18 protein-coding genes are annotated in these 23,724 nt (G+C 44.3%); 5 read left to right on the top strand and 13 right to left on the bottom strand.

What is annotated here, in order from left to right:
• Positions 1-10 precede the first annotated feature (10 nt).
• Entirely contained in the window at positions 11-787 is a 777-nt protein-coding gene (gene ppk2, locus OO774_RS12860; protein ID WP_264903043.1) for a polyphosphate kinase 2, read from the top strand.
• A gap of 128 nt (positions 788-915) precedes the next feature.
• Here the strand turns inward: ppk2 and OO774_RS12865 are convergent, their stop codons facing one another.
• On the bottom strand, positions 916-1,245 hold the full coding sequence (locus OO774_RS12865) for a hypothetical protein (protein WP_264903044.1): 330 nt from the start codon (positions 1,243-1,245) through the stop codon (positions 916-918).
• 132 nt (positions 1,246-1,377) lie between these two features.
• Here OO774_RS12865 and OO774_RS12870 point away from each other — a divergent pair, with 132 nt between their 5' ends.
• Positions 1,378-2,238 carry a helix-turn-helix transcriptional regulator gene (locus tag OO774_RS12870; RefSeq protein ID WP_264903045.1) on the top strand — a complete coding sequence of 287 codons (861 nt, stop codon included), beginning with the start codon at positions 1,378-1,380 and terminating at the stop codon, positions 2,236-2,238.
• Between the two features lie 24 nt (positions 2,239-2,262).
• On the opposite strand, the gene OO774_RS24020 is transcribed toward OO774_RS12870, so the two are convergent.
• The 6 genes from OO774_RS24020 to OO774_RS12900 form a co-directional block, all read right to left on the bottom strand.
• Positions 2,263-4,425, bottom strand: coding sequence for an NADP-dependent malic enzyme (locus OO774_RS24020; RefSeq protein ID WP_264903046.1), 2,163 nt, complete (start codon positions 4,423-4,425; stop codon positions 2,263-2,265).
• 82 nt (positions 4,426-4,507) lie between these two features.
• Positions 4,508-5,545, bottom strand: a complete 1,038-nt coding sequence (gene pyrC / locus OO774_RS12880; protein WP_264903047.1) for a dihydroorotase — start codon at positions 5,543-5,545, stop codon at positions 4,508-4,510.
• Between the two features lie 9 nt (positions 5,546-5,554).
• The gene (locus OO774_RS12885; protein ID WP_264903048.1) at positions 5,555-6,493 is read right to left on the bottom strand and encodes a dihydroorotate dehydrogenase; all 939 of its coding nucleotides are present in this window, start codon (positions 6,491-6,493) and stop codon (positions 5,555-5,557) included.
• Entirely contained in the window at positions 6,490-7,284 is a 795-nt protein-coding gene (locus OO774_RS12890; RefSeq protein ID WP_264903049.1) for a dihydroorotate dehydrogenase electron transfer subunit, read from the bottom strand. The genes OO774_RS12885 and OO774_RS12890 overlap by 4 nt, the downstream gene beginning before the upstream one ends.
• A gap of 34 nt (positions 7,285-7,318) precedes the next feature.
• Entirely contained in the window at positions 7,319-8,740 is a 1,422-nt protein-coding gene (locus tag OO774_RS12895; protein WP_264903050.1) for an aspartate ammonia-lyase, read from the bottom strand.
• 11 nt (positions 8,741-8,751) lie between these two features.
• Positions 8,752-9,999, bottom strand: coding sequence for a Zn-dependent hydrolase (locus OO774_RS12900; RefSeq protein ID WP_264903051.1), 1,248 nt, complete (start codon positions 9,997-9,999; stop codon positions 8,752-8,754).
• 770 nt (positions 10,000-10,769) lie between these two features.
• Between OO774_RS12900 and OO774_RS12905 the strand changes: the two genes are divergently transcribed.
• The gene (locus OO774_RS12905) at positions 10,770-11,999 is read left to right on the top strand and encodes an NRAMP family divalent metal transporter (protein ID WP_264903052.1); all 1,230 of its coding nucleotides are present in this window, start codon (positions 10,770-10,772) and stop codon (positions 11,997-11,999) included.
• Between the two features lie 168 nt (positions 12,000-12,167).
• Here OO774_RS12905 and phoU read toward each other — a convergent pair whose 3' ends face one another.
• Genes phoU through OO774_RS12925 form a run of 4 tightly spaced genes read right to left on the bottom strand, consistent with a single transcriptional unit; the run spans position 12,168 to position 17,631 of the window.
• The gene (gene phoU / locus OO774_RS12910; RefSeq protein WP_264903053.1) at positions 12,168-12,866 is read right to left on the bottom strand and encodes a phosphate signaling complex protein PhoU; all 699 of its coding nucleotides are present in this window, start codon (positions 12,864-12,866) and stop codon (positions 12,168-12,170) included.
• A 32-nt stretch (positions 12,867-12,898) separates the two neighbouring features.
• Positions 12,899-13,717 (bottom strand): phosphate ABC transporter ATP-binding protein PstB, encoded by an 819-nt coding sequence (gene pstB, locus OO774_RS12915; protein WP_264903054.1) that lies wholly within the window; start codon positions 13,715-13,717, stop codon positions 12,899-12,901.
• A gap of 2 nt (positions 13,718-13,719) precedes the next feature.
• The gene (pstA, locus tag OO774_RS12920) at positions 13,720-15,393 is read right to left on the bottom strand and encodes a phosphate ABC transporter permease PstA (RefSeq protein ID WP_264903055.1); all 1,674 of its coding nucleotides are present in this window, start codon (positions 15,391-15,393) and stop codon (positions 13,720-13,722) included.
• A 30-nt stretch (positions 15,394-15,423) separates the two neighbouring features.
• Entirely contained in the window at positions 15,424-17,631 is a 2,208-nt protein-coding gene (locus tag OO774_RS12925; protein ID WP_264903056.1) for an ABC transporter permease subunit, read from the bottom strand.
• A 210-nt stretch (positions 17,632-17,841) separates the two neighbouring features.
• Between OO774_RS12925 and ppk1 the strand changes: the two genes are divergently transcribed.
• Together ppk1 and ppx are read left to right on the top strand one after the other, a co-directional pair.
• On the top strand, positions 17,842-19,932 hold the full coding sequence (gene ppk1 / locus OO774_RS12930; protein WP_264903057.1) for a polyphosphate kinase 1: 2,091 nt from the start codon (positions 17,842-17,844) through the stop codon (positions 19,930-19,932).
• On the top strand, positions 19,916-21,421 hold the full coding sequence (gene ppx / locus OO774_RS12935) for an exopolyphosphatase (protein ID WP_264903058.1): 1,506 nt from the start codon (positions 19,916-19,918) through the stop codon (positions 21,419-21,421). Before ppk1 ends, ppx begins: the two co-directional genes overlap by 17 nt.
• A 35-nt stretch (positions 21,422-21,456) precedes the next feature.
• Here the strand turns inward: ppx and OO774_RS12940 are convergent, their stop codons facing one another.
• Both OO774_RS12940 and phoR read right to left on the bottom strand, forming a co-directional pair.
• Entirely contained in the window at positions 21,457-22,422 is a 966-nt protein-coding gene (locus OO774_RS12940) for a phosphate ABC transporter substrate-binding protein PstS family protein (RefSeq protein ID WP_264903059.1), read from the bottom strand.
• Entirely contained in the window at positions 22,422-23,720 is a 1,299-nt protein-coding gene (gene phoR / locus OO774_RS12945; protein ID WP_264903060.1) for a phosphate regulon sensor histidine kinase PhoR, read from the bottom strand. Before phoR ends, OO774_RS12940 begins: the two co-directional genes overlap by 1 nt.
• Between the last annotated feature and the right edge of the window lie 4 nt (positions 23,721-23,724).

Here is a 23,724-nt window from a genome sequence, read left to right on the forward strand (position 1 = left end):
GGAATGAAGTATGTCTAAGCTGAAAAACAAGGAATACGAAAAAGAGCTCAAAAAGCTGCAAATCGAACTGGTTAAGCTCCAGGAATGGGTTAAGCACAAAGGATTAAAAGTGGTTGTGCTGTTCGAAGGCCGCGACGCAGCAGGAAAAGGCGGCGTGATAAAACGTATTACAGAAAAGCTCAACCCACGAGTATGTCGCGTTGCTGCCCTACCCGCCCCAACGGAGAAAGAGAAGACACAGTGGTATTTTCAACGTTATGTGGCGCATTTACCTTCCGCGGGAGAAATCGTCTTATTTGACCGCAGTTGGTATAACCGAGCTGGTGTTGAGAAAGTCATGGGCTTTTGTACATCGGACGAGTACGAGGAGTTCTTGCGTTCATGCCCTGAGTTTGAACGTATGTTACAGCGTTCAGGCATCATCTTGATAAAATATTGGTTTTCCGTCTCTGATGAAGAGCAGGAGAAGCGGTTCCTGGGACGCATTAATACACCGATAAAACGTTGGAAGTTCAGCCCTATGGACTTAGAATCTCGTCACCGCTGGATCGAGTACTCAGAAGCGAAAGATAAGATGTTTGCCTATACCGATACCAAAAACTGTCCTTGGTGGGTAGTGCCGTCCGATTCTAAAAAGAAAGCTCGCCTAAATTGTATCAGCCATCTTTTGAATCAGATTGATTACAAGGCACTTGAATATCCACCCGTTGAACTTCCAGAGCTAAGCAAAGAAGGGTATGTCAGAGCGCCAATCGACGATCAAACCTTTGTGCCAGAGAAATATTAGTAACCTTTTGAGATGATGTTTACCGCAGTTTGGGGCTTCTACACCTGAAGCCCCACATTTTGAGTTATCTGTACTGCACTCTCGCAATATCTATATACTCTAGTAACTTCATTGAGAATAAAATATGTTTAGAATATTTTATTTTCTAAAACATAATCTTTAGAAATATTATTTAGTACATTCACAGAAATAACACCATCATTGTTCAATAAATCATTTTTAATTTCCTGTAAATATTTAGTCATTATATACTTAGCCTTTTCAGCAAAGTCTGAATCAACCGCTTGGTCTTGATAATTGTGTACATAAGACTGGCAGAATCGCAGGATCAAAAAGTAAGCACAAATATTAACATTTTCTACTTCAATAAGACTTTTCATATGCGTACCTAAAGTAACATATGAGTCTGTACCATTAAGGCTAGTATTAAATTCTTCAATTGCTGAAATAACATCCATAATAACATCCTCTATGTGATTGGAATTATATTCTACACCTAATTTAAATTAATTCTATATGAATATATTTTTCAATATTTAATTACAAGCATTAATATGCTATCATTTTTTTTATTTTCAATTTCATTCATTATGGATAGCATCGATTTTAAAGCAATTGGAGAGAGGCTACGTGCTTACCGCCTCAACAACTCACTCAGTCCGGCAGAGGTTGCTGCGTCATTAGGTATATCCCGCTCTGCGGTTTACCGGTTAGAAAGTGGGGAAATTGTTAAAATTGAAACGCTTGAAAAGTTAGCAAAGCTATTCAATACCTCAATTTCGACTTTACTCGGTTTGGGCATGGAGTATTACTCTAATGCGAATGGATTTTTTGAGCGCATGCGCCAACTTGAAAACGTGTCTACCCATGTATATTGTCATTTCGACCCTTTCTCCTATTTGTTGACGTCAGATAATTACGATGATTACCTTAAAACCATGTTGTCAGAAAGCGCTCAGGACGAATCGGTTATTCAAGATTTTGAGCAAACACTTGCCACATTAAAAGAAAGGAAAAAGAGTACCAGCCATCCCAAGATTATTAATTTAATCAGTTCTCATCACTTAGAACGTTTTTTATATTTGGGTTTAGTCGGCACCTTAGACTTATCACCAAGCGTCAAGATGAAGCGCATTCTGCAAGCTCGGGATGAAGTAAAATCGTTACTTTCTAAAATAGACATGGATAACAATATTGAGGTCATGATCTCTAAAGAGATGATCCCTAATACGACCTTCCAATTTTTTTACAATGACACTCAACCCATTGCTCTAGCTATCAGCCCATTTAAGCTCGGAGAGTTTCCCAGCCTATCCAACGGCATTGCATCGATTACCACATCAAAATCGATCATACTTCAATACCAGAAGATGTTTACGAACTTATGCAATGGTTCGATGGCGAATGACGATGCCAAACAGTACATTGAATCTCTGTTAGATAAATACTAAAACAGGGCTTTCGCCCTGTTACACTTATAGACTCGCGGCAATGACTGCACTCATATTGACCACTCGTCTCACAGAGGCGGCTGGCGTCAATATATGAATATTATTATCACAGCCAAGTAAAAAAGGCCCGACCGTCACACCTTGACAGCTAATTACCTTAAGTAAATTGTAAGTAATATTCGCACTATCCACGTTAGGCATCACCAACACGTTGGCTTCTTTCTCACGAATCGCCCCCGGCATGGCTTTGCTACGTATATCTAAAGAAAGCGCAGAATCGGCTTGCATTACGCCGGCGACATTCAAGTGCGGATAGGTATGCTCCAAGCGTTCTTTTGCTGCACTCATTCTTCGATATGACTCAGAGTTAGTGTCGTGAGCGTTTGTCAAAAAGGCAATGCTGGGCTGGATACCCATTTTTTCTGCCTCTTTCGCCGCCAAAACTGCAATATCAGCCAGTTGCTGTTCTGACGGAGTCTCATTTACGTAAGTATCACAGATGAATAAGCTTCGGCCTTTCATGAGTAATAAGTTCATCGCCGCCAAAGTGCTGCCTTTCATCTCTGGCGTGGCAACGTGTTCCAAGTGATTCAGGAAGCTGTCTTCAAGCCCGCAGATCATTCCTTGAGCATCACCAGAATCCACCAGCAAACGACCTTGCAGAGTTCGGCTAGTTAGGCTGTGATCTACACCCACCACTTCAATATCTTTCCCTACCATCACGGTAGAGTTGAGTTCGGTTAGATGACTTTCGATTGTGTGTCTATCTCCTAAAAGGACAGGCTGCGCAATACCTTCGTCGACTAATACTTGAGCCGCCTGTAGTATTCGCTTGTCTTCGCCTTCAGTAAATACAATTTTCGGACAATGAAGCATGGCGCGTTCAAATACTGGCTTCATGATTAGGCCAGTGTGATAAATCGATGCCTCTAAGAACTTACGATACTCAGCAATATCAAAATCGGTATTTTTAGCAATGCCAGCTTTCAGCGCACATTCAGCAACTGCAGGCGCAATCGCCGAGATTAAGCGCGGATCAAATGGCTTGGGAATAATGTAATCTGGTCCAAACGAAAACGTCTGGCCACTGTATGCCTGGCTGGTTTTGTCGGTAGAAGCCGACATTTTAGTCAGTTTCGAAATCGCCTTCACCGTCGCGACTTTCATCTCTTCAGTAATTGCAGACGCACCTACGTCGAGCGCACCACGGAAAATAAATGGAAAACAAAGAACATTGTTCACTTGGTTGGGATAATCCGAACGACCAGTCGCGATGATACAATCAGGTCGAACCGATTTAGCTACTTCTGGACGAATCTCTGGTTCTGGGTTTGCCAATGCCAAGATGACGGGCTTCTCCGCCATTGTCATCAGCATCTCTGGTTTCAGCAACCCCGCAGCAGAGCAACCTAAAAAGACATCCGCATCTTTAACCGCATCAGCCACCGTGCGATCTGAAGTTTCGACTGCAAAGGCTTGCTTAGTTTTATCCAAACCTGTGCGCTCAGTTGTGACGACACCTTTGGAGTCGACCAGTTTGATGTTCTCTTTTTGTAGTCCTAATTTAACCAGCAAGTTTAAACAGGCGATCGCCGCGGCCCCAGCGCCAGAGCAGACCAGTTTTACCTTTTCAATTTGTTTACCAACCAAATCCAACGCATTAATAATCGCGGCTGAAGAGATGATCGCCGTACCGTGCTGATCGTCATGAAAGACAGGAATGTTCATTCGCTCACGAAGTTTTTCTTCAATATAGAAACACTCAGGCGCTTTGATATCTTCAAGGTTAATCCCGCCCAGCGTCGGCTCAAGCATGGCTATAGCTTCAACAAGCTTATCGGGATCGGATTCATCCAGTTCAATGTCAAACACATCAATCCCAGAGAACGCCTTGAATAAACACGCTTTTCCTTCCATAACTGGTTTAGAGGCAAGAGCACCTATGTTACCTAAGCCAAGTACCGCCGAGCCATTACTAATGACACCGACCAAGTTAGAGCGCGACGTGTACTTTGAGGCAAGCTCGGGGTTAGCCGCAATCTCTTCACACGGAAATGCCACGCCCGGGGAGTAAGCCAGTGACAGGTCTATCTGACTGGCAAGAGGTTTCGTTGGGGTAATTTCTAGTTTTCCAGGTTTTGGAAACTGATGGTAGTTGAGTGCGTCAGTTCTTAATTTATCCGACATATTGTCCGCCTAATAATACATGAATGAGTAGCATCGACATCTGAGCCACTCATTGCTATAACCCACGTTAATTGCTTTAACCCTATTTAATTGCCCATTCCAGAGTCTGTCCTGCCAAGAACGGCGTCACATCACCACCACCGATAACATTCACTTTTTCAGGAACAACATAGTCTTGCTTAACTAAGGTAATTGTTTCTTTGTTGATTGGTTTGTTGTAGAAATTTGCGCCGTTAATTGAGGTGAACTTCTCTAAATTTTCTAGCGCATTTTCTTTCTCAAAAATCGAGGCATAAACCGACAAGGCAACCATAGAGTTGAATGCGCCAGCACACCCACAACTGCTTTCTTTATGCGACGTATCGTGTGGTGCTGAATCAGTACCCAAGAAGAACTTGCTGTTGTCTTGTGCGGTCACTACTTTGACAAGTGCGCGTCTATGCTCTTCTCGTTTTAAAATCGGTAAACAATAGTTGTGTGGTCGGATCCCACCAACTAACAACGCATTGCGATCGTACAACAAGTGTTGAGGAGTAATCGTTGCAGCGACATTAGCGCCTTTAGATAATACAAACTCAGCCGCCTCTGATGTTGTTGCGTGCTCAACCACAACACGCAAGATAGGAAATCGTTCCGTTAAAGGCGCAAGTACTGTTTCGACAAATCGATTTTCACGGTCAAAAATATCCACCTTTGCTTGAGTTACTTCACCATGAATCAACAGTGGAATATCGTACTCCTGCATTTTTTCAAGAATCGGATACACCTTCTCGATAGAGGTGACACCATGAGCAGAGTTGGTCGTCGCATTCGCAGGATAGAGTTTGACAGCTTGAATTAGCTCAGATTGATAACCTTCAATAAGATCATTTACATCCGTGCTGTCAGACAAATAGGCGGTCATTAATGGCTCAAACGTATGCGCTTTCGGTAGTGCTGCTAGAATACGTTCGCGGTATTGACGAATATCGCTGGAACGGATCAGTGGCGGCACTAAATTTGGCATAACAATCGCGCGGCCAAAATGTTCACTACTGAACGGCAGCACAGTTTCTAACATTTCGCCATCGCGTAGGTGCAGGTGCCAATCATCAGGTTTTGCAATAGTAATTTCCATCATAAGCTCCTGTTATTCAAAAGCGGTAAAAGGTGCAAATTGATCGTCAATGACCGCACCGGTTAATTGAGAAATGTGTTTCAACTGCTGCTCAGAGCAGTAACGCTCTAAATCTTTGATAATGTTGGTCATGGTTTTCGGGTCAATAAAAGACGCGGTACCGACTTGCACCGCAGTTGCGCCTGCGAGCAAATACTCAATCGCGTCCTCATAGTTGTTAATTCCACCGCAGCCAATAACAGGAATAGAAATGTTCTTCGCACATTGGTAAGTCATGCGCAGATTTACGGCTTTGAGTCCTGCCCCCGAATAACCGCCCATGATATTGCCTAGCTTTGGACGCTTAGTACGGATATCGATGCCCATTCCTAACAGCGTATTTCCAACAACAACTGCGTCGCCACCGTTATCTTCGACAGCTTTGGCTACACCAATAATATCGGTGGTATTTGGCGTCAACTTTGCCCAGACAGGCAAGTGGGTCGCTTTGCGGATTGCTGAAATCACCTTAGCGGTACTTTCAGGATCAATAGCAAAGGCTTTGCCATGCGCTTCAATGTTTGGACACGAAATGTTGGCTTCAATGACAGAGATGCCGTCAACATCGCTGAGCTGTGCTGCCAACTCTGCGAACTCTGCGGCTGTATTCGCTGAAATGCTGGTCACTAACGGCGGCGTGTAGTCACGATAAATAGGCACCGTCTTCTTGATGTAGTTATTTACGCCTTTGCTTGGGATACCAATAGCGTTGAGCATGGAACCCGATTCGATTTCAGCGATGCGCGGCATTGGGTTACCCGTACGCACATCAGCGGTAAAGGTTTTGGTGACAAATGCGCCCAGTTCGTTGCCATTTATAACCTCTAAAATACCTTCAGAAAACGTACCGGATGCTGGCATTATTGGGTTTTGTAGCTCGATATTACCTACTTTGATTTTTAAACAACTCATACAATCATCTCCAGCAAATCGAATACAGGGCCATCTTTACACACCTTTTTCGCCTTAGGTGGCTCATTAATTTTCTGCACTGGTTTGACGCAACCGCAGCACATTCCTAGTCCACAAGACATTTGCTCTTCTACTGCGACCTCACCTTGAATATCCAACTCAAGGGCGAGATTTTTGAGTAACGCGACAATGCGTTTCGAGCCACAGGTATAGAAACAGTCAATAGGATGGGTAGCGTGGATAGTGCGAATAAGATCTTCCACTCGAGCCATATCACTTGACCCGTCGCTATCCAAAGCCTCAAAAATCTCCGCGTTCGCCTCTTCAAAACGGTAGCGGGACATCACACGCGGTTGATCTTTAGCACTAAGAATCGCGGTGACTGCGACATTTTTTTCCGTGGCGTACTCAGCAAGTGGGGCGAGTGTCGCTAGCCCAACACCTCGACCAATAACTAAGATGTGTTTGTAGTCTGGCTTTACCGTAAATCCTTTTCCTAATGGCCCAAGAAACTCTAAGTCATTCCCTTGTTCAAGCGTCGCGAGACCTCGGGTACCTTTGCCCTGTACTTTATATAAAAACTCCACTTGCCCATTGCTATTCGCTTTATACGTACTCATTGGACGAGGAAAAAAAGGTTGGTCTTTGCCACTTGGTGGACAAATTAAATTAAAGAATTGCCCAGGTTCAACCTCTGAGGCTTTTTGTTCGGTTTCAATAACCATATGTTTATATTCGTCATTGACCCATTCATTTTTAATTACTTTTCCGGATGTAGAAACAGCAGCCATACTGGCCTCCAGTGATTAATATTATTTTATTTAATTATTGAACTGAAAAATCAATTTTCTTAACTGGCGTTGTCAATATTGTAGGGTTTAATATCATGTCGATTTCATGTTCAGACATGTATTTTTTATCAAGGATAATTTCTCTAATAGGACGATTAAATTTGAGTGCAGTTTTTATTACATCACTCGATTTTTCGTAACCAATATACGGATTCAATGCGGTAGCCAAGCACGCAGAATTATTAATCGAAAATTCCAGTTTTTCTCTGTTAACAGTAATTCCATCAATACAATTAGTAACCAAAGTATCAAACCCATTACTCAGGTGTTTGATGCTTTTAAATATTGAATGGATAATGATCGGTTCAAACGCATTAAGCTGCAATTGACCACCTTCAGCGGCCATGGTCACGGTCAGATCGTTACCAATCACTTCAAATGCAATCTGGTTCACTACTTCTGGAATAACTGGATTGACCTTACCAGGCATAATGCTAGAACCAGCAGCGCGAGGTGGTAAGTTAATTTCACCAAAGCCATTTTGCGGACCACTGGACAACAATCGTAAGTCATTACAAATTTTAGACATTTTCACTGCGATACGTTTAAGCATCCCAGACAATAAAACAAAGGCACCCATATCTTGAGTGGCTTCGATCAAGTTGCCCGCTGGTGTGAATTCAAAGCCAGACTCCTCCGCCAAATAGCGGCACACCAGTGGAGAGTATTTCGGGTCGGTATTGATCCCAGTACCTATCGCGGTCGCGCCCATATTCACTTCCAATAGAAGATTTAGGGTTTCTTTCAACCTATCAATATCTTCGTTCACCATGATCTCGTAAGTTTTAAACTCTTGACCAAGTGTCATAGGAACCGCATCTTGCAGTTGAGTACGACCAATTTTTAGTACATCGGAGAACTCTGCGCTCTTTTTAAATAAGGCGTAGCTTAGGTTTTCCATTGAGCAAAGCAGGCCTTGAGCAGCAATTAAGGTACCAAGCTTAATTGACGTTGGATAAACATCATTAGTGCTCTGGGAGCAGTTAACATGATCAAGCGGATGCAAGAACTCATATTCACCTTTGTTATGCCCCATATATTCAAGTGCTAAATTGGCGATAACTTCATTGGCATTCATGTTGGTTGATGTACCCGCACCACCTTGTATAACATCAACCACAAACTGATCATGATATTGTCCTTCAATAACATAATCGCTAGAAGCTTTGATCGCATGAGCTTTATCTGATGCGATCAAGCCTAGTTCTTCATTTGCTCTGACAGCACTTTTCTTAACTGTTGCGATTGCTCGGATTAATTCCGGATACTGAGATATCTTGATTCCGGTAATAGGAAAGTTTTCCAATGCTCGTAGCGTGTGTACACCCCAGTAATTTCTATTTGAGATTTCTCGTTCACCCAATAAATCTTTTTCTATTCTAATGTGATTCTTCATATAGATTTCTTCTATTTTTTATTCGCAAGATTCTTTAAAGTTTCAGCCAAAAGAAATGCTGAAGACAAAATATGTTCTTTCTTTGATTCTTCATTTGGGTGATGACTAATGCCATCGATAGATGGAATAAAGATCATTGCAGTCGAGAATTTTTTGGCAATATACATAGCGTCATGCCCTGCGCCGCTGACCATTCTCATGTTGCTCAGTTTGAGACGTGAACAAGTTTCTTCTATCAGGTCGCATATTTCGGAATTAAGCAGAACCGGCTCTTCTTCAGAAATAGTACGAAGTTCGATCTTAACGTTGTGATCAAATTTCGCTTTCTGAATACAGAGGTAAAGAGAGTCAACCACACGTTCAATACTTGGTTTTTCTACACCACGAATATCAACATAAAACTTCACTTGGCCAGGAATCACGTTCATAGAGTTTGGATAGCAGTTTATTTTACCCACCGTACCCACAGTGCCATTCGCTGACTCTTTACAAGAAGATACATGGAGGTTTTCGATGATGTTCGCTGCCGCCACCAAAGCGTCACTACGAATCCCCATTGGGGTCGCCCCAGAGTGATCCGCCTGACCAAGAACATTCACTTCAAAACGTGTTGGCGCTGCAATGCCGTAAACCACACCAATCGTTTTTTGCTCTTGCTCTAAGCATCGACCCTGCTCAATATGTAACTCAACAAAGCTGTCGAAGTAATCTCGTTGCAACTCACAGGATGACAAAGCATCGTGCCTGTAACCTGCGTTCTTAATCGCGTCGCGGATACTAACTCCGTTGTCATCCATGTTTTCGTCATAACTGGTTGACGCTAAATGACCGACCATCGTCTTACTGCCAATACAAGACACACCAAAACGACTTGATTCTTCTGCGCGAAATACCACTAGTTCTAAATCTCGTTCCAACTCACCGGGAGAGAACTGCAACAAAGCGAATAGGCCAGCGAAGACTCCAAGCGCACCATCAAGTGCTCCGCCATTAGGAACGGTATCAACGTGCGATCCGGTACCAACCGCAGGTAAATTTGAATTTTTACCTGGCAAGCGAGCAAAAATATTACCCATCGCATCTTGGCGAACAATCAAGCCATGATTGCCCATTTCTTCAATTAAATATTGATGAGCCGCTTCATCTTCTGGGGAATAAGCAAGGCGAGTGATACCTCGCTCTGTATGGTTGGCGCTGTTAAAGATTTTTAAGTGCTCGTAAATCTTTATCAGATCTTGAGTAGTGTATTTTCCGCGCATATTCAGACCTTATTTATTATTACAGAGCAAGCATTGTTGAGAATATTTATTAACCAATACTGCTCAAATTATGTGAATTATATTGAGATAAAAAAATCGCACTTTCAATCCAATTCGTCTAATTTTTTGGACGCACGTGACAGCGCTCACGTATTAAAAATGTCATTACCTACAAATATCAACCACAAATAACTTGCATAAACCACTGTTTTTATTGAATTTAATTAACATCCGCACATATAAAAAGGATAATGTCATTTTTCATGACCTCACTTTTAGTTTTATTTTTGGGACTTGAGTCATGCACTATGCACGAAAAATCATTGATAATAGCGATGCTTAAAAGTGAATCACTGTGAATAACAATGTCGATAGATCTAAGGAGTGGATTATTTACACTAAGTGACTAGCAGGATTACTTTATTAAGCACGCTCAAGTTAGGAAGTATTGAGCAGTAATAAATACTTAGGACGAAACTAAAAATGACAAGTAAAATGGTAATGAGCCAGGTATTCAAGCATAAGAATTGATGTAAATTGCGCCTCGTTTGGAATAAACACCAATAAGAAGCAGACTATTACACCTCATTAAATTATCAATGTTTTAACATGATAACTAACATCCATTTTTTATAATCAATATAGTGTTTACAATATATACCAAAATAACTTCAGTCTACGTAATTCATTGAGTGTGCTTAGTTTTAATATGACCACAATTTGAGCACCGAATCTAAAGTTCTTTAGGTATATCTACATATGGTAAAAATATGAAAGATAATCCAGCTATTCCTCAACCTATACCTAAACACGACGACAAATCTCAAACGAGAGTAAAAATATTAAGTGTTGCTTTTCTTATGGCAATGACATCGGTTGGACCCGGATTTCTTACCCAGAATTCGATGTTCACTAATATGTACAAAGTCGATATGGCTTTCCCAGTATTTATCGCGATGATATTCACCTTTGGTATTGTGATGAACCTATGGCGGGTTATCGGTGTATCTGGATTAAGAATTCAAGATATCGCGAACAAAATAGCCCCAGGCATGGGTTATGTCGTTGGGATATTACTAGCGCTAGGTGCGGTAGCGTTCAACTTTGGTAACGTCAGTGGGACCGCTTTAGGGATTAACGTTCTAACCGGATTAGACACGGTATGGGGAGCATTGATTACTGGCGGTTTGGGCATTGCGTTGTTTTTAACTCACAACGCATCAAAAAGAATGGACCAGATGGCACGCTATCTTGGTTTGTTTATGATTATTCTTATCGCCTACGTTGCCTTGACTAACCTTCCACCTTTAGCACCCGTTGCACAGGCAGTGATCTCACCAAACAACGTCTCTTCATTGCTATTGCCAACATTAACGATCGTAGGCGGTGCTGTGGGTGGTTACTACACAGGAGCACATCGTCTGGTTGATATTGGCTTCAGCGGTAAAGAGAACGTTGGCAATATCAAAAAGGCCGCTTGGAGTGGTATCTCGATCGCCGTTGTTATTCAATTTTTGCTATTTATGGCGGTTCTTGGCGTCGTCATCACTGGTGTGACGTTGGATAACTCTAACCCAGCTGCCGATGCATTCCGTCATGGCGCTGGCGAGGTTGGCTACTTTATCTTTGGCTTAGTGCTATTTGTCGCATCAATGACTTCTGTTGTTGGTAACTCTTATATGGCTATCTCGCTAATTAAGACCCTATTCCCTGTTGTCGCGCGCAACGAGAAAGGATGGTGTATTGGTTTCATTGCAATCACGACTCTGGGTACCACTTTGATGAATACCCCAGTTGTTTTGTTGATGACAGCGGGGCTAGTAAACAGCATCATCTTACCTGTCATCCTTTGCTGCATACTGCTGGCTACCCGACGTAAAGATATTGTTGGTGACTATCAACACCCTAAATGGCTGACTGCCTTGGGATCATTTATTGTAGTGGTGATGGCTTTTGGTAGCATTTCCAATATTAGTAAATTTACGGCTGCGTTTTTGTGATAGACAAAGGTGGTAATAAACGTCTTCTGGAATAAACGATTATTAAAATACACGTCTATTATCATAGCCACAAAGCTGATAAAAGAACGCCCACTGCTGTGAACTGAGTGGGCGTTTTCATTTTTTGAGACTAGATAGAAATCGCCTACTTAAAAAGAGCTAACATCATCACTTCAAGACGTCATCAATGCTCTGATCGCCAAGGTGTCGGACATCCTTGCCTTTCACGAAGTAGATAATATATTCACAGATGTTCTGACAGCGGTCTCCCACTCGCTCGATTGCGCGCGCCGACCACATCACTTGCAAAATGTTGGGAATATTTTTCGGGTCTTCCATCATGTAGGTCATTAACTGACGAATTACCGCTTCATATTCTGCATCAATTTTATCATCCTGCTTGTGTACTTCGGCTGCGGCTTCCACATCCATACGCGCAAACGCATCAAGCACCTGGTGTAACATTTGAATCGCCTGCCGACACAGCGGCTCTAAAGATACCTGGAAATGACGCTCTTTGGATGAAGGACTTTCGATGGCAACATAGGCGATGCGCGTCGCCACATCACCAATGCGCTCTAAGTCGGTGATGGTTTTGATGATAGCGATAATTAAACGCAAATCTTTCGCCGTCGGTTGACGCTTGGCGATAATACGAGTGCAGGCATCATCGATAGATACTTCCATCGCATTCACTTTATGGTCATCACGCACAACCTTCCGCGCGAGCTCGATATCTTCTTTATTTAAGGCTTGAATAGCATACGACAACTGCTGTTCAACCAAACCACCCATAGTTAAAACATGAGTACGAATCGATTCTAGCTCTACGTTAAATTGTCCTGAAATATGACGTCCAAAGTGCATAATTGTCCTTCTGTTTAATCTCGTCGCAGGCCTTAGCCGTAACGACCGGTAATGTAATCTTCAGTCTGAGTCTTGACCGGTGACGTGAAGATTGAGTCGGCATCGGAATACTCTATGAGCTTACCCATGTGAATGAATGCCGTATGGTCGCTAACTCGCGCCGCTTGCTGCATGTTGTGGGTAACAATAACCACAGTATATTGAGTTTTCAGCTCATTGATAAGCTCCTCAATAGTCAAAGTGGAGATTGGATCAAGTGCTGAAGTTGGTTCATCCAATAAAAGGACTTCTGGTTCAATCGCAATGGCACGAGCAATAACCAAACGTTGCTGCTGACCACCTGACAAGCCAAATGCGTTCTCATGCAAACGGTCTTTCACTTCATCCCATAATGCCGCTGCGCGCAATGAACGTTCAACGGCATCGTCCAAAGCTCGGCTATTCTTCATCCCTTGCAGGCGCAACCCGTATACTACATTTTCATAGATCGACTTAGGGAATGGGTTTGGCCGCTGGAATACCATACCAACACGACGTCTAAGCGTTGCGACATCGACATTATGATGATAGACGTTTTTACCATGTAGACGCACTTCGCCAGTGACTTTACAGCCTTCAACTAAATCGTTCATGCGGTTGATACAACGCAACAGGGTCGATTTACCACAACCTGATGGTCCGATAAATGCCGTAACTCTGCCTTTAGGAATACGCATTGAAATATCATGCAACGCCTGAGCTTGTCCGTAGAAAAGATTAAGATTCTCTATTGAGATGGCCGTTTGTTCATCCGTCAGGTTATGCACATCTAATGGCGGCTCATAACCCAATGTATTATCAAAATTAAACATACTTAATCTTGTCCTAACGTTCTGTATTTTTCACGCAAGTCATTACGAATGCTGATTGCTGTTAAGTTTAGTCCGACAATCACAGTAATGAGCAGGAAAGAGGTGGCGTACACCAGCGGACGCGCGGCTTCGATATTGGAGGTCTGGAAGCCGACATCATAAATATGGAAGCCCAAGTGCATGAACTTTCGATCTAAATGTACGTACGGAAACTGCCCATCAACGGGCAAGCTCGACGCTAACTTCACAACACCCACAAGCATGAGTGGCGCCACCTCGCCAGCAGCTCGGGCTATCGCTAGTATCAGGCCGGTAATAATCGCTGGGGTCGCCATGGGTAAAATCACACGCCAAAGCGTTTCAAATTGGGTGGCTCCAAGCGCTAATGAGCCATGACGAACTGAGCTTGGAATCCGAGTTAATCCTTCTTCTGTCGTTACGATCACAACTGGGAGCGTTAGCACAGCAAGCGTCAGTGCCGACCACAGCAGCCCCGGCGTCCCAAAGGTCGGTGCTGGTAACTTCTCGCTATAGAACAGGTTATCGATCGAACCACCGATGGTGTAAACAAAAAACCCTAAACCAAAGACGCCATAAACAATCGACGGAACACCAGCCAGGTTAATAACCGCAATCCGAATTACTCGTGTCAAAGCATTGTTCTTGGCGTATTCATGCAGGTAGATCGCCGCAATCACACCCAACGGCATGACGATGATCGACATAATGAGCACTAAGAAAACCGTGCCAAAAATTGCAGGGAAAACACCGCCTTCTGAATTAGACTCGCGCGGATCGTCCGATAAAAACTTCCAAACCTGCTTGCCCCAGTGCGCGACTTTTCCTGGCAGCGACATTTGGTTTGGATACCAGTAGTCCAGAATATCTTCGAGTGGAATCGAGACTTGTTCACCAGTCATGTCTTCGACAATCAGAGCATAGCCAGATAGCTGTAAACGAAGACCATCAAGCTGCAAGTCCAGACTCGCCAACTCTTGCTCTATTTGTTCCTTTTGCTTCTGGTTATCAGCTAAAAACGCATCGGTAATAGAGTTGTTCAGTTCATTTTTGCGCTTGTTCAGGCGCAATTGTTCCAACTGCCAGCCGAGATCCTGGAGTTGATTGACCACCAGCGAATCAATCTCATGACGCAATGTTTCCGCGTCATCTATCTTTTCGTCAAGTATCGTCTGAATATCTTTGTCATATCGCTTGTCTCCGTCCTGAAAGGCAAGCATTTTGCCAAAGAAATATCCGCCGCTACTGCGTTCAATGACGGCCAACTCTTCAGGTGTGGTTGGTTCATCCAACTGCATTTGTAAAACTGAAATGAAGTCGGCAGGATAAAGCTCTCGGTTGGCAATTTTAATACTCAGACGAGTGGCAAAATCCTCATCGTCGTCGAGTTTCTGCGCGGCCTCTTCTGGTAAGTAACTTTTGGGAACAAAGCTTCGCTCGTAAACCTGACCAATGAGTTTACTATTTTCCTGTAGCACTTCACCCTGCACAGGGGTCAGCGCCGCCACATTCCATTGATACAAGGGGGCAGGCCAGAAAAAGGTTAACCCTTTCCAGCCTATAAGCAGGAGCAAACCTAACACGGAGAGCAAACTGATACTCACCGCTCCACCCGTTAGCCATATCCAAGGTGCGCCTGAACGAATCCAATTTAACACGCGATTACTCGCTCTTTGTTCAAACTACTATTACAACGCACGGTACTTATCTCTCAATCTTTGACGGACAAACTCGGCAAGCGCATTCACCGCAAAAGTGAATAAAAACAATATTAATGCTGCAAGGAACAGCAGGCGGAAATGCGTACTGCCTACTTCTGACTCTGGCAACTCAACCGCAATCGTTGCCGACAAGCTGCGCATTCCCTCTAAGATGTTCCAATCCATAAGTGGTGTGTTACCCGTCGCCATTAGCACGATCATGGTTTCACCTACCGCGCGTCCCAACCCCATCATAATGGCAGAGAAAATACCGGGACTCGCAGTCAGCAGTACAACGTAAATTAAGGTCTGCCAGGGTGTTGCTCCCAAGGCTAAAGAACCATCCGACAAGTGCTTCGGCACTGAGAAAATCGCATCCTCAGCAATAGTGAAAATCGTTGGTATAACCGCAAAACCCATCGCAAGCCCGACGACCAGTGCATTGCGCTGATCATAACCAATACCATGCTCAGTCAGGAATAAACGCATATCTCCACCGAAAAAGCTCTCCTCGATAGCTGGCGATAACCATACTCCCAACGCGATAAGTAGCAACAATAACGGCATCAGTACCAAGGCATGCCAGCCATTTGGCAGTCTGTTTCTTAACGATTGTGGAAGGAGTGCCCAAAGCCCACCTACGACCATCGTACCCAGCGGTAATATAAACAGCATCGCCACAACTGTAATCAGATGATCCTCGACAATTGGCGCAAACCAAAGCCCGGCAAGAAAACCGATGATTACAGTCGGAAGTGCTTCCATGAGTTCTATCGACGGCTTAACCACTCTTCGCATACGAGGGGACATAAAGTAAGCAGTATAAATTGCGCCTAACACCGCCAGCGGCACGGAAAACAACATGGCAAACATCGCCGCTTTAATTGTACCAAACGCGATGGGCACTAAACTGAACTTGGCTTCAAAGTCATCACTAGCCGACGTTGATTGCCAGACAAATTTCGCTTCAGGGTACCCTTCATACCAAACCTCCTGCCATAGTGAGGAGAGTGATACTTCCGGGTAAGGGTTATCCACCACAGCAACATCCAGCTTGTCGTCTTGCCAGCTAATTAAGTAACGCTCATTACTCGACATCGCCGCTAGCGCTGGCGCTTGCTGATAGGCGCGCTTAAATAACACCAATTTTTCACTGGTGGTGTAATGACTTTGTACGGTGCCATTGGTATAGAAGCTATAGAAACCTTTGCGATGGGAGTCTGGTAACAAGTACTTGATCTCAGACGCCAACTTGAAATTACGGATGTAGGTCAGCGTTCGCTTGTCTCCTTGAAGCGTATCGAACCATTGAGAAACCATGCCGTCATTATGGGTGACAAGCAAAGAATACGCGCCAGACAACAAATCGATATTTCGTACCGAATGCTTGCTATCACCTTGTGTCAGGTCAATGACCTCACGTACTACAAACGTGAACTTTTCTTTCTTCAAAATGATCAGCTCTGAACCATCGCGCAGATACAGCGTCTCCCCACCCGGCGTTAGCAATATTTGATCGGGAGAATTGAAACCAGCAGAAAAGGTAAAATCAATCGTAGTTGGCTCGTCGCCTAACAAAAAAGATGAGAACTGCCAACGGGCGTGAACCTGACCATTTTTAGTCTGCCAGACAATGGTTGGCGATTGTTCAGAGGCACTGAAAGCGAATTGAACCACTGGGTCAGATTTATCGGTGAGAGCCAGATTCATACTTGTGTGGAAAGTGACGATCTCTGGTGGACGCGCATTCTCTTTTAAAGTCGCATTAAACTCAGGCTTGAATATATGTGCTTGCCCTTCTTCGTCAACCAGACCGTACCATCCCCGGCCCGGTGCAGATTGTGAAAAAGAAACAGGATCGGTGACGAGTTGCTGAGAATAAAGTGAAGGCAGTGCAGATTCATCCATAGAGAAGAATTGGGCTCGGCCATCTTCGCTAAGAACAAAAACCTGTTGGGCGTAATCATCAACAGATATCGCTAACGGCTTACCTGCCTGAACACTTCTGGAAGCATAGTTAGTCTCTATTTTCGCATCCGAAAACAGAGGAATAATCACCATAGCGAGATAAACAAAAATCAAAATCAGCGCAGCCAATACGCCCACACCACCAGTCGTCACTGCAAGCCTGACCAAACGATCTTTAATTAGTCGCTTCTTATCTTTTTCCTGCAATGAAAACTCGGCTTGTGCCATTTATCTCTCTACCTTTTTCTACTCAGTACCAGAATATGTCTTTTAGATGACAATTATATTACAGATCACATTAACCAACTGAAAAGAAAACAACTCTGGAATCTAATAAGCACAATGAAATAAAACTGTAACAAAAATCTCATAATGTTCTCACTCAACTATATTTTCCTTGATGAATATGCAACTTTCACCTTTTGGCTAGGTAAGATAATGAGCACTGAAAAACTATATGTAGAAAAAGAGCTTAGTTGGTTGTCTTTTAATGAACGAGTATTGCAAGAAGCCGCAGATAAGACCGTTCCATTGATCGAGCGAATACGATTTCTCGGGATCTTTTCCAACAACCTGGATGAATTTTATAAAGTGCGTTTTGCTGACGTAAAACGCAGAATCCTAATCAATCAAGAACGCGGTGTAAACGACAGCTCCAAACGCCTGCTGTCAAGGATGCAAGCGAAAGCGTTCAAGCTTAACGAAAAATTCGACGAACTTTACAGTGAATTAATACGAGAAATGGCGCGACGTCGCATTTTCTTGGTCAACGAACAGCAACTTGATGAACTGCAGCAGAAGTGGATAACCAAATACTTCCGTAACGAAGTGATGCCACATATTACGCCGCTACTGATGAAAGACGAAATCGACGTCCTGCAATTCCTCAAAGACGAATACGCTTATATCGCCGTAGAGTTACGCAAAGAACAACACTCGCAGTACGCGTTGATCGAAATTCCAACCGACCACTTGCCTCGCTTCGTGATGGTACCAGAGCAAAAAGGCAAACGTCGTAAGACCATCATTTTACTCGATAACATTATTCGCTACTGCTTAGATGAACTGTTCAAAGGCTTCTTCGACTATGACGAATTAAATGGCTATGCTGTGAAGATGACTCGGGATGCAGAATACGACTTACGCAATGAAATCGAATACAGCTTGCTGGAACAGATGTCTGAAGGCGTAAACCAGCGCCTTACCGCAATGCCAGTGCGCTTTGTGTATGAGCGGGAAATGCCACAGGATATGCTCGACTTTTTGTGTAATAAGCTGAAAATTTCGAGCTACGATAACCTTATTCCCGGAAATCGCTACCAGAACTTCAAAGACTTTATCTCCTTCCCTAACGTTGGACGTGACTACCTAGAAAACAAACCTATGCCGCCAATGAAGTGCGCGGATTTCGAAGGTTATCCCAACAGCTTCAAGGCGATTAAAGCCAAGGACATTCTGCTTTACTATCCGTATCATACTTTTGACCATATCACAGAGTTAGTTCGCCAAGCCTCGTTCGATCCGAAAGTCATCGGTATAAAAATCAATGTATATCGTGTCGCTAAAGATTCACGATTAATGAACTCATTGATTGACGCCGTGCATAACGGCAAGAACGTCACGGTTGTTGTCGAACTGCAAGCACGCTTTGATGAAGAAGCGAATATTGAATGGTCTAAAGTACTGACAGAGGCAGGCGTGCACGTTATTTTCGGTGCTCCGGGCCTGAAGATACACTCTAAATTACTGCTCATTAGCCGTCGTGAAGATGACGACATCGTTCGCTATGCACACATCGGTACGGGTAACTTCCACGAAAAAACCGCGCGAATTTATACCGACTTCGCTCTACTTACCGCTGACCAAGAACTCACTACAGAAGTTCGCAATGTCTTCGGTTATATCGAGAACCCTTATCGCCCGGTAAAATTCAATCATCTGATGGTTTCTCCACGAAATTCGCGTTCACAAATCTATCGTCTCATCGATGGTGAAATCGCCAACGCGAAAGTAGGGAAAAAAGCCAGCCTGACGATCAAAATTAACAATCTTGTCGACAAGGGCATCGTCACCCGACTTTACGCGGCCAGTAATGCCGGCGTAAAAATAAATATGATCATTCGTGGCATGTGTTCTCTGGTACCGGGGCTCGAAGGAGTGAGTGAGAATATCCGTATCATCAGTATCGTGGACCGATTTTTGGAACACCCAAGGGTGATCATCGCCCACAACGATGGCGATCCTCAGGTTTACATCTCGTCGGCAGACTGGATGACTCGTAACATCGATCACCGCATTGAGGTCACGACACCAATTCGTGATCCTCGCTTGAAAAAGAGAATTATTGATATAATCAACATTCACTTTACCGATACCGTAAAGGCACGCTTGATAGATAAAGAGATGAGCAATAGCTACGTACCTCGCGGTAACCGTAAAAAAGTTCGCTCACAAGTTGCCATCTATGACTATCTTAAAAATATAGAAAAGCAAACCAGAAGACAAAGGCCAGATGTCTCAGATACTTGAACAAGATGAACGTTATATTGCCGCGATTGATCTCGGCTCGAATAGTTTCCACATGGTGGTGGCAAAAGTTGTCGGTAGTGACCTGCAATTAGTCAGCCGTCACAAACAACGAGTTCGTATGGCTTCGGGCCTGGACAGTGAGTTGAACTTAAGCCATGCATCGATGGAGCGCGCTCTTGAGTGCCTGGCTATGTTTGCCGAACGTCTGCAAGGCTTTGACGAGTCTAACGTGCGCATTGCCGCGACGCATACGCTTAGAAGAGCCAAAAACGCACACTTGTTTATCAACCGCGCCAAAGAGGTGATGCCGTTCCCGATTGAAATCATCCCGGGAGAGGAAGAAGCACGTCTGATTTATTTAGGCGTGGCACATACTCAGGTCGAGTCAAATTCGAAACTCGTTGTTGATATCGGCGGCGGCAGTACCGAGATGATCATCGGTCAGGGCTTTGAACCAGAGCTTCTTAACAGCAAACAAATGGGTTGCGTCAGCTTTACCGAACAGTTTTTCAAAAATGGCAAACTGTCTGGAAAGAACTTTAGCAAAGCCATGCTGGCGGCAGAGCAAAAGCTGGAATCTATTGCGAGTAAGTATCGTAAAAAAGGCTGGGACATTGCGCTTGGTTCTTCCGGTACGATTAAAGCCATTCAAGAAGTATTGATTGGGCTGGGCTATGAAGATGGCCTAATTACATTAAAACGTCTCAATAAACTTATAGAGACTTTATGTGCCTTTGCCTCCATTGACGACATTGAACTCAGTGGGCTAACCGAGGAACGTAAGCCCGTTTTTGCAGCTGGTGTGGCGATTCTTAGCGCGATTTTCCAGGCATTAAAAATCGAACAGATGTTCTTTTCCGATGGGGCCCTGAGAGAAGGATTGTTGTATGAGATGGAAGAACGCTTTGCCCGTTCTGATATTCGCATGCGCACCACTGAAAACTTAGCTCAGAAACATCGCGTCGACCTTGAACATGCGGCACGTGTTAAAGGCCATGCCAGAGACATGTTAGAACACGTTCATTCCGAGCTGGGCATTAAGAAGAAAAGCGATCTGTTCGACTTATTAGAGTGGGCGGCACTGCTACACGAAGTCGGCCTGAGCATTAACTTACGCAGTTTTCATCGCCACTCCTTTTATATTCTCTTACACTCGACGCTGCAGGGCTTTAACCGAGAGCAGCAGTTGGTGTTAGCAACGCTGGCTCGCTTTCAGCGCAAAGCGTTAAAGCTCAATGAATTGCCTGAGTTTAACCTTTACAAACAAAGTGATGTTCTTAGCTTGATTAAAATCCTGCGGATTTCGATCGTGCTAAATGGCCAGCGCAACGACGAGCCTCTGCCCAACATCACTCTGTCGATCAAAGATGATGTCTGGACGTTAACCTGTACGGATGAAGAGTGGCTGGAGAACAATAAGTTGCTTCATGCAGATTTGCAGGAAGAACAATTGCGCTGGGAAAACGCGAAGTGGGTGCTCACCTTCTAAAATAAGGCAACGCTCTGAATGAAGAAGTCGGCTGATTATAAGCCGACTTTTTTTAACTCTTCTTTTGCAAAATCCGCCGTGATTGGCACGTAACCATCTTTCTCAACTAACGCCTGCCCTTGAGCAGAGAAGATAAACCGGATGAATTCTGCTTCGATAGGTGAAAGCGGGTAATCCGGGTGCTTGTTTACGTAGACATAGAGAAAACGTGAAAGTGGGTACTTACCCGTGACGATATTATCCCGAGTTGGACGGATGTAGTCTGTACCCGTTTTAGCGATAGGTATCAGACGTACTCCCGATACTCGGTAGCCAACACCAGAATAACCGACGCCACTTATTGTGGATGCAACAGACTGTACCACAGAGGCAGAGCCTGGTTGCTCATTGACACGGGTTTTAAAGTCACCACCGCACAAGGCGTTACTTTTAAAGTAGCCGTAAGTCCCCGACACCGAGTTACGACCAAATAGTTGCACATTGCGCTTGGCCCATTCCGCCTGTACTCCGAGTTGTTGCCAGTTAGTGATGAATTGGCTTTCACCACAACGCAACGTTGCTGAAAACATCGCATCCAGTTGCTTAAAGTTCAGCCCCGGTATGGGGTTATCCTGATGGACAAAGATACCAATAGCGTCAATCGCAACACGCAAAGCCGTCGGCTTGTAACCGTGCCCACTTTCAAACGCTTCGATTTCTCTTAAGCGCATAGGACGACTCATCGGTCCGAACTGGGCGGTTTGTTCTGCTAACGCGGGGGGCGCAGTTGACGATCCTGAAGCTTGAACCTGAGCATTAATGTTTGGATAAATGGACTTGAACTCTTCGACCCATAGCGTCGTCATGCCCGCTAAGGTATCGGATCCAACAGAAAGCAAGTTGCCGACAATACCCGTTGTTTTCTGGTAACTCGGCAACGGTTTATCTTTTGCTAAAGACGCACCTGAGCTCATCAATGCAATTAGCGCCACAAGTACTGATTTACTCACTCGGAATACCATTACTTCGCCACCAAACGGCCAGGAAGTACAAACGAGAACTTACTCCCTACGCCGACCTCACTGTGGATTTCTAAATGAGAGTCATGATGGCTAAGAGCATGTTTTACAATCGCCAAGCCCAGACCACTGCCACCCGTATCACGCGATCGAGCCTTGTCTACACGATAAAAACGTTCCGTCAGTCGGTGTAAGTGTTGAGGCTCGATACCATCACCACTGTCTTCCACTTCCAAACAGGCTCCTTGAGCATTCTGATACCAACGCACATTAATATTGGCGCCTGGCGGAGTATATTTCACGGCGTTATACACTAAGTTGGAGATCGCACTACGAAGCTGGTCATCGTCCCCGAACACGCGCAGGCTTTCGTCGACATCGAATTTCAGTTTATGATGATCGTCGCCACTCAGGCTTGCCGCTTCTTTTTCCAGTACTTCAAGCATTGCAGGAACATTAACGATATCTTCCAGCTCATGCATCGGTGCAGCTTCTATTTTAGATAACGTCAGCAATTGATTAACCAATGCGTTCATGCGGTTAAGCTGTTCGGTCATAACGCCGTGTGCTTTGGTCCACATAGGGCCGACAATCATATCCGGATCTTCGGTCATCTCCAGATAGCCTTGCAGAACCGTCATTGGCGTGCGCAGTTCATGAGAAACATTGGCAAAAAAGTTGCGGCGCATGCCTTCCAGTTGTTTTAACTGACTCACATCACGCACAACCATCAGATGCTCGCCTTCAGTGTAAGGTACGATACGCAGCTCTAGCATACGCTCCACATTGATAGGTGAACGCATTTCTAGAGGGTCAGAGAAATCTTGTTTATTGAGGTACTTAATGAAGTCGGGCGTGCGAATCAGGTTTGAAATCGGTTGACCGGAATCTTCTGGCCAGTGAAAACCCAAAAGGTGCTGTGCAAGTTTGTTGCACCAGACAATATTGCCTTCCGCACGGAATACCACCACCGCATCTGGCAGTGATTCTGCACCATTTCTAAAACGACGAATGAGGTTAGTTAGCTCTTTGCGCTTACGGCGTTGGCGTTGTTGCAAACGGTATAAGCCATTAAAGAGCGACTCCCAATTACCACTACCAGAAGGAGGCGTAAGACGCTTTTCGTCCCATAACCAAGAGGACAATCGAACTTGATTATGTAAATGCCACACAAGCTGCAACGCCGTCGCTGCTAATAGCAACCACGGCATATAACCGAATATCCAACCTACTATCACCCAGGGGGTGTAAAAAAAAGCCAGCTCCCAGGCCAGCTTTTTCCACGTTAATCTTTCAACCACTCAT

This window comes from Vibrio sp. STUT-A11 (assembly GCF_026000435.1).
In the GTDB taxonomy this organism is placed as follows: Bacteria; Pseudomonadota; Gammaproteobacteria; order Enterobacterales; family Vibrionaceae; genus Vibrio.

What these genes read in the sequence shown, in the direction of transcription:
- pstB (WP_264903054.1), bottom strand. Translation starts at nt 13,717, where the DNA reads ATGTTTAATTTTGATAATACATTGGGTTATGAGCCGCCATTAGATGTG.
- OO774_RS12900 (WP_264903051.1), bottom strand. Translation starts at nt 9,999, where the DNA reads ATGCGCGGAAAATACACTACTCAAGATCTGATAAAGATTTACGAGCAC.
- OO774_RS12895 (WP_264903050.1), bottom strand. Translation starts at nt 8,740, where the DNA reads ATGAAGAATCACATTAGAATAGAAAAAGATTTATTGGGTGAACGAGAA.
- OO774_RS12885 (WP_264903048.1), bottom strand. Translation starts at nt 6,493, where the DNA reads ATGAGTTGTTTAAAAATCAAAGTAGGTAATATCGAGCTACAAAACCCA.
- OO774_RS12905 (WP_264903052.1), top strand. Translation starts at nt 10,770, where the DNA reads ATGAAAGATAATCCAGCTATTCCTCAACCTATACCTAAACACGACGAC.
- ppk2 (WP_264903043.1), top strand. Translation starts at nt 11, where the DNA reads ATGTCTAAGCTGAAAAACAAGGAATACGAAAAAGAGCTCAAAAAGCTG.
- OO774_RS12865 (WP_264903044.1), bottom strand. Translation starts at nt 1,245, where the DNA reads ATGGATGTTATTTCAGCAATTGAAGAATTTAATACTAGCCTTAATGGT.
- OO774_RS12940 (WP_264903059.1), bottom strand. Translation starts at nt 22,422, where the DNA reads ATGGTATTCCGAGTGAGTAAATCAGTACTTGTGGCGCTAATTGCATTG.
- ppx (WP_264903058.1), top strand. Translation starts at nt 19,916, where the DNA reads ATGTCTCAGATACTTGAACAAGATGAACGTTATATTGCCGCGATTGAT.
- OO774_RS12925 (WP_264903056.1), bottom strand. Translation starts at nt 17,631, where the DNA reads ATGGCACAAGCCGAGTTTTCATTGCAGGAAAAAGATAAGAAGCGACTA.
- phoU (WP_264903053.1), bottom strand. Translation starts at nt 12,866, where the DNA reads ATGCACTTTGGACGTCATATTTCAGGACAATTTAACGTAGAGCTAGAA.
- OO774_RS12890 (WP_264903049.1), bottom strand. Translation starts at nt 7,284, where the DNA reads ATGGCTGCTGTTTCTACATCCGGAAAAGTAATTAAAAATGAATGGGTC.
- pyrC (WP_264903047.1), bottom strand. Translation starts at nt 5,545, where the DNA reads ATGATGGAAATTACTATTGCAAAACCTGATGATTGGCACCTGCACCTA.
- ppk1 (WP_264903057.1), top strand. Translation starts at nt 17,842, where the DNA reads ATGAGCACTGAAAAACTATATGTAGAAAAAGAGCTTAGTTGGTTGTCT.
- OO774_RS24020 (WP_264903046.1), bottom strand. Translation starts at nt 4,425, where the DNA reads ATGTCGGATAAATTAAGAACTGACGCACTCAACTACCATCAGTTTCCA.
- OO774_RS12870 (WP_264903045.1), top strand. Translation starts at nt 1,378, where the DNA reads ATGGATAGCATCGATTTTAAAGCAATTGGAGAGAGGCTACGTGCTTAC.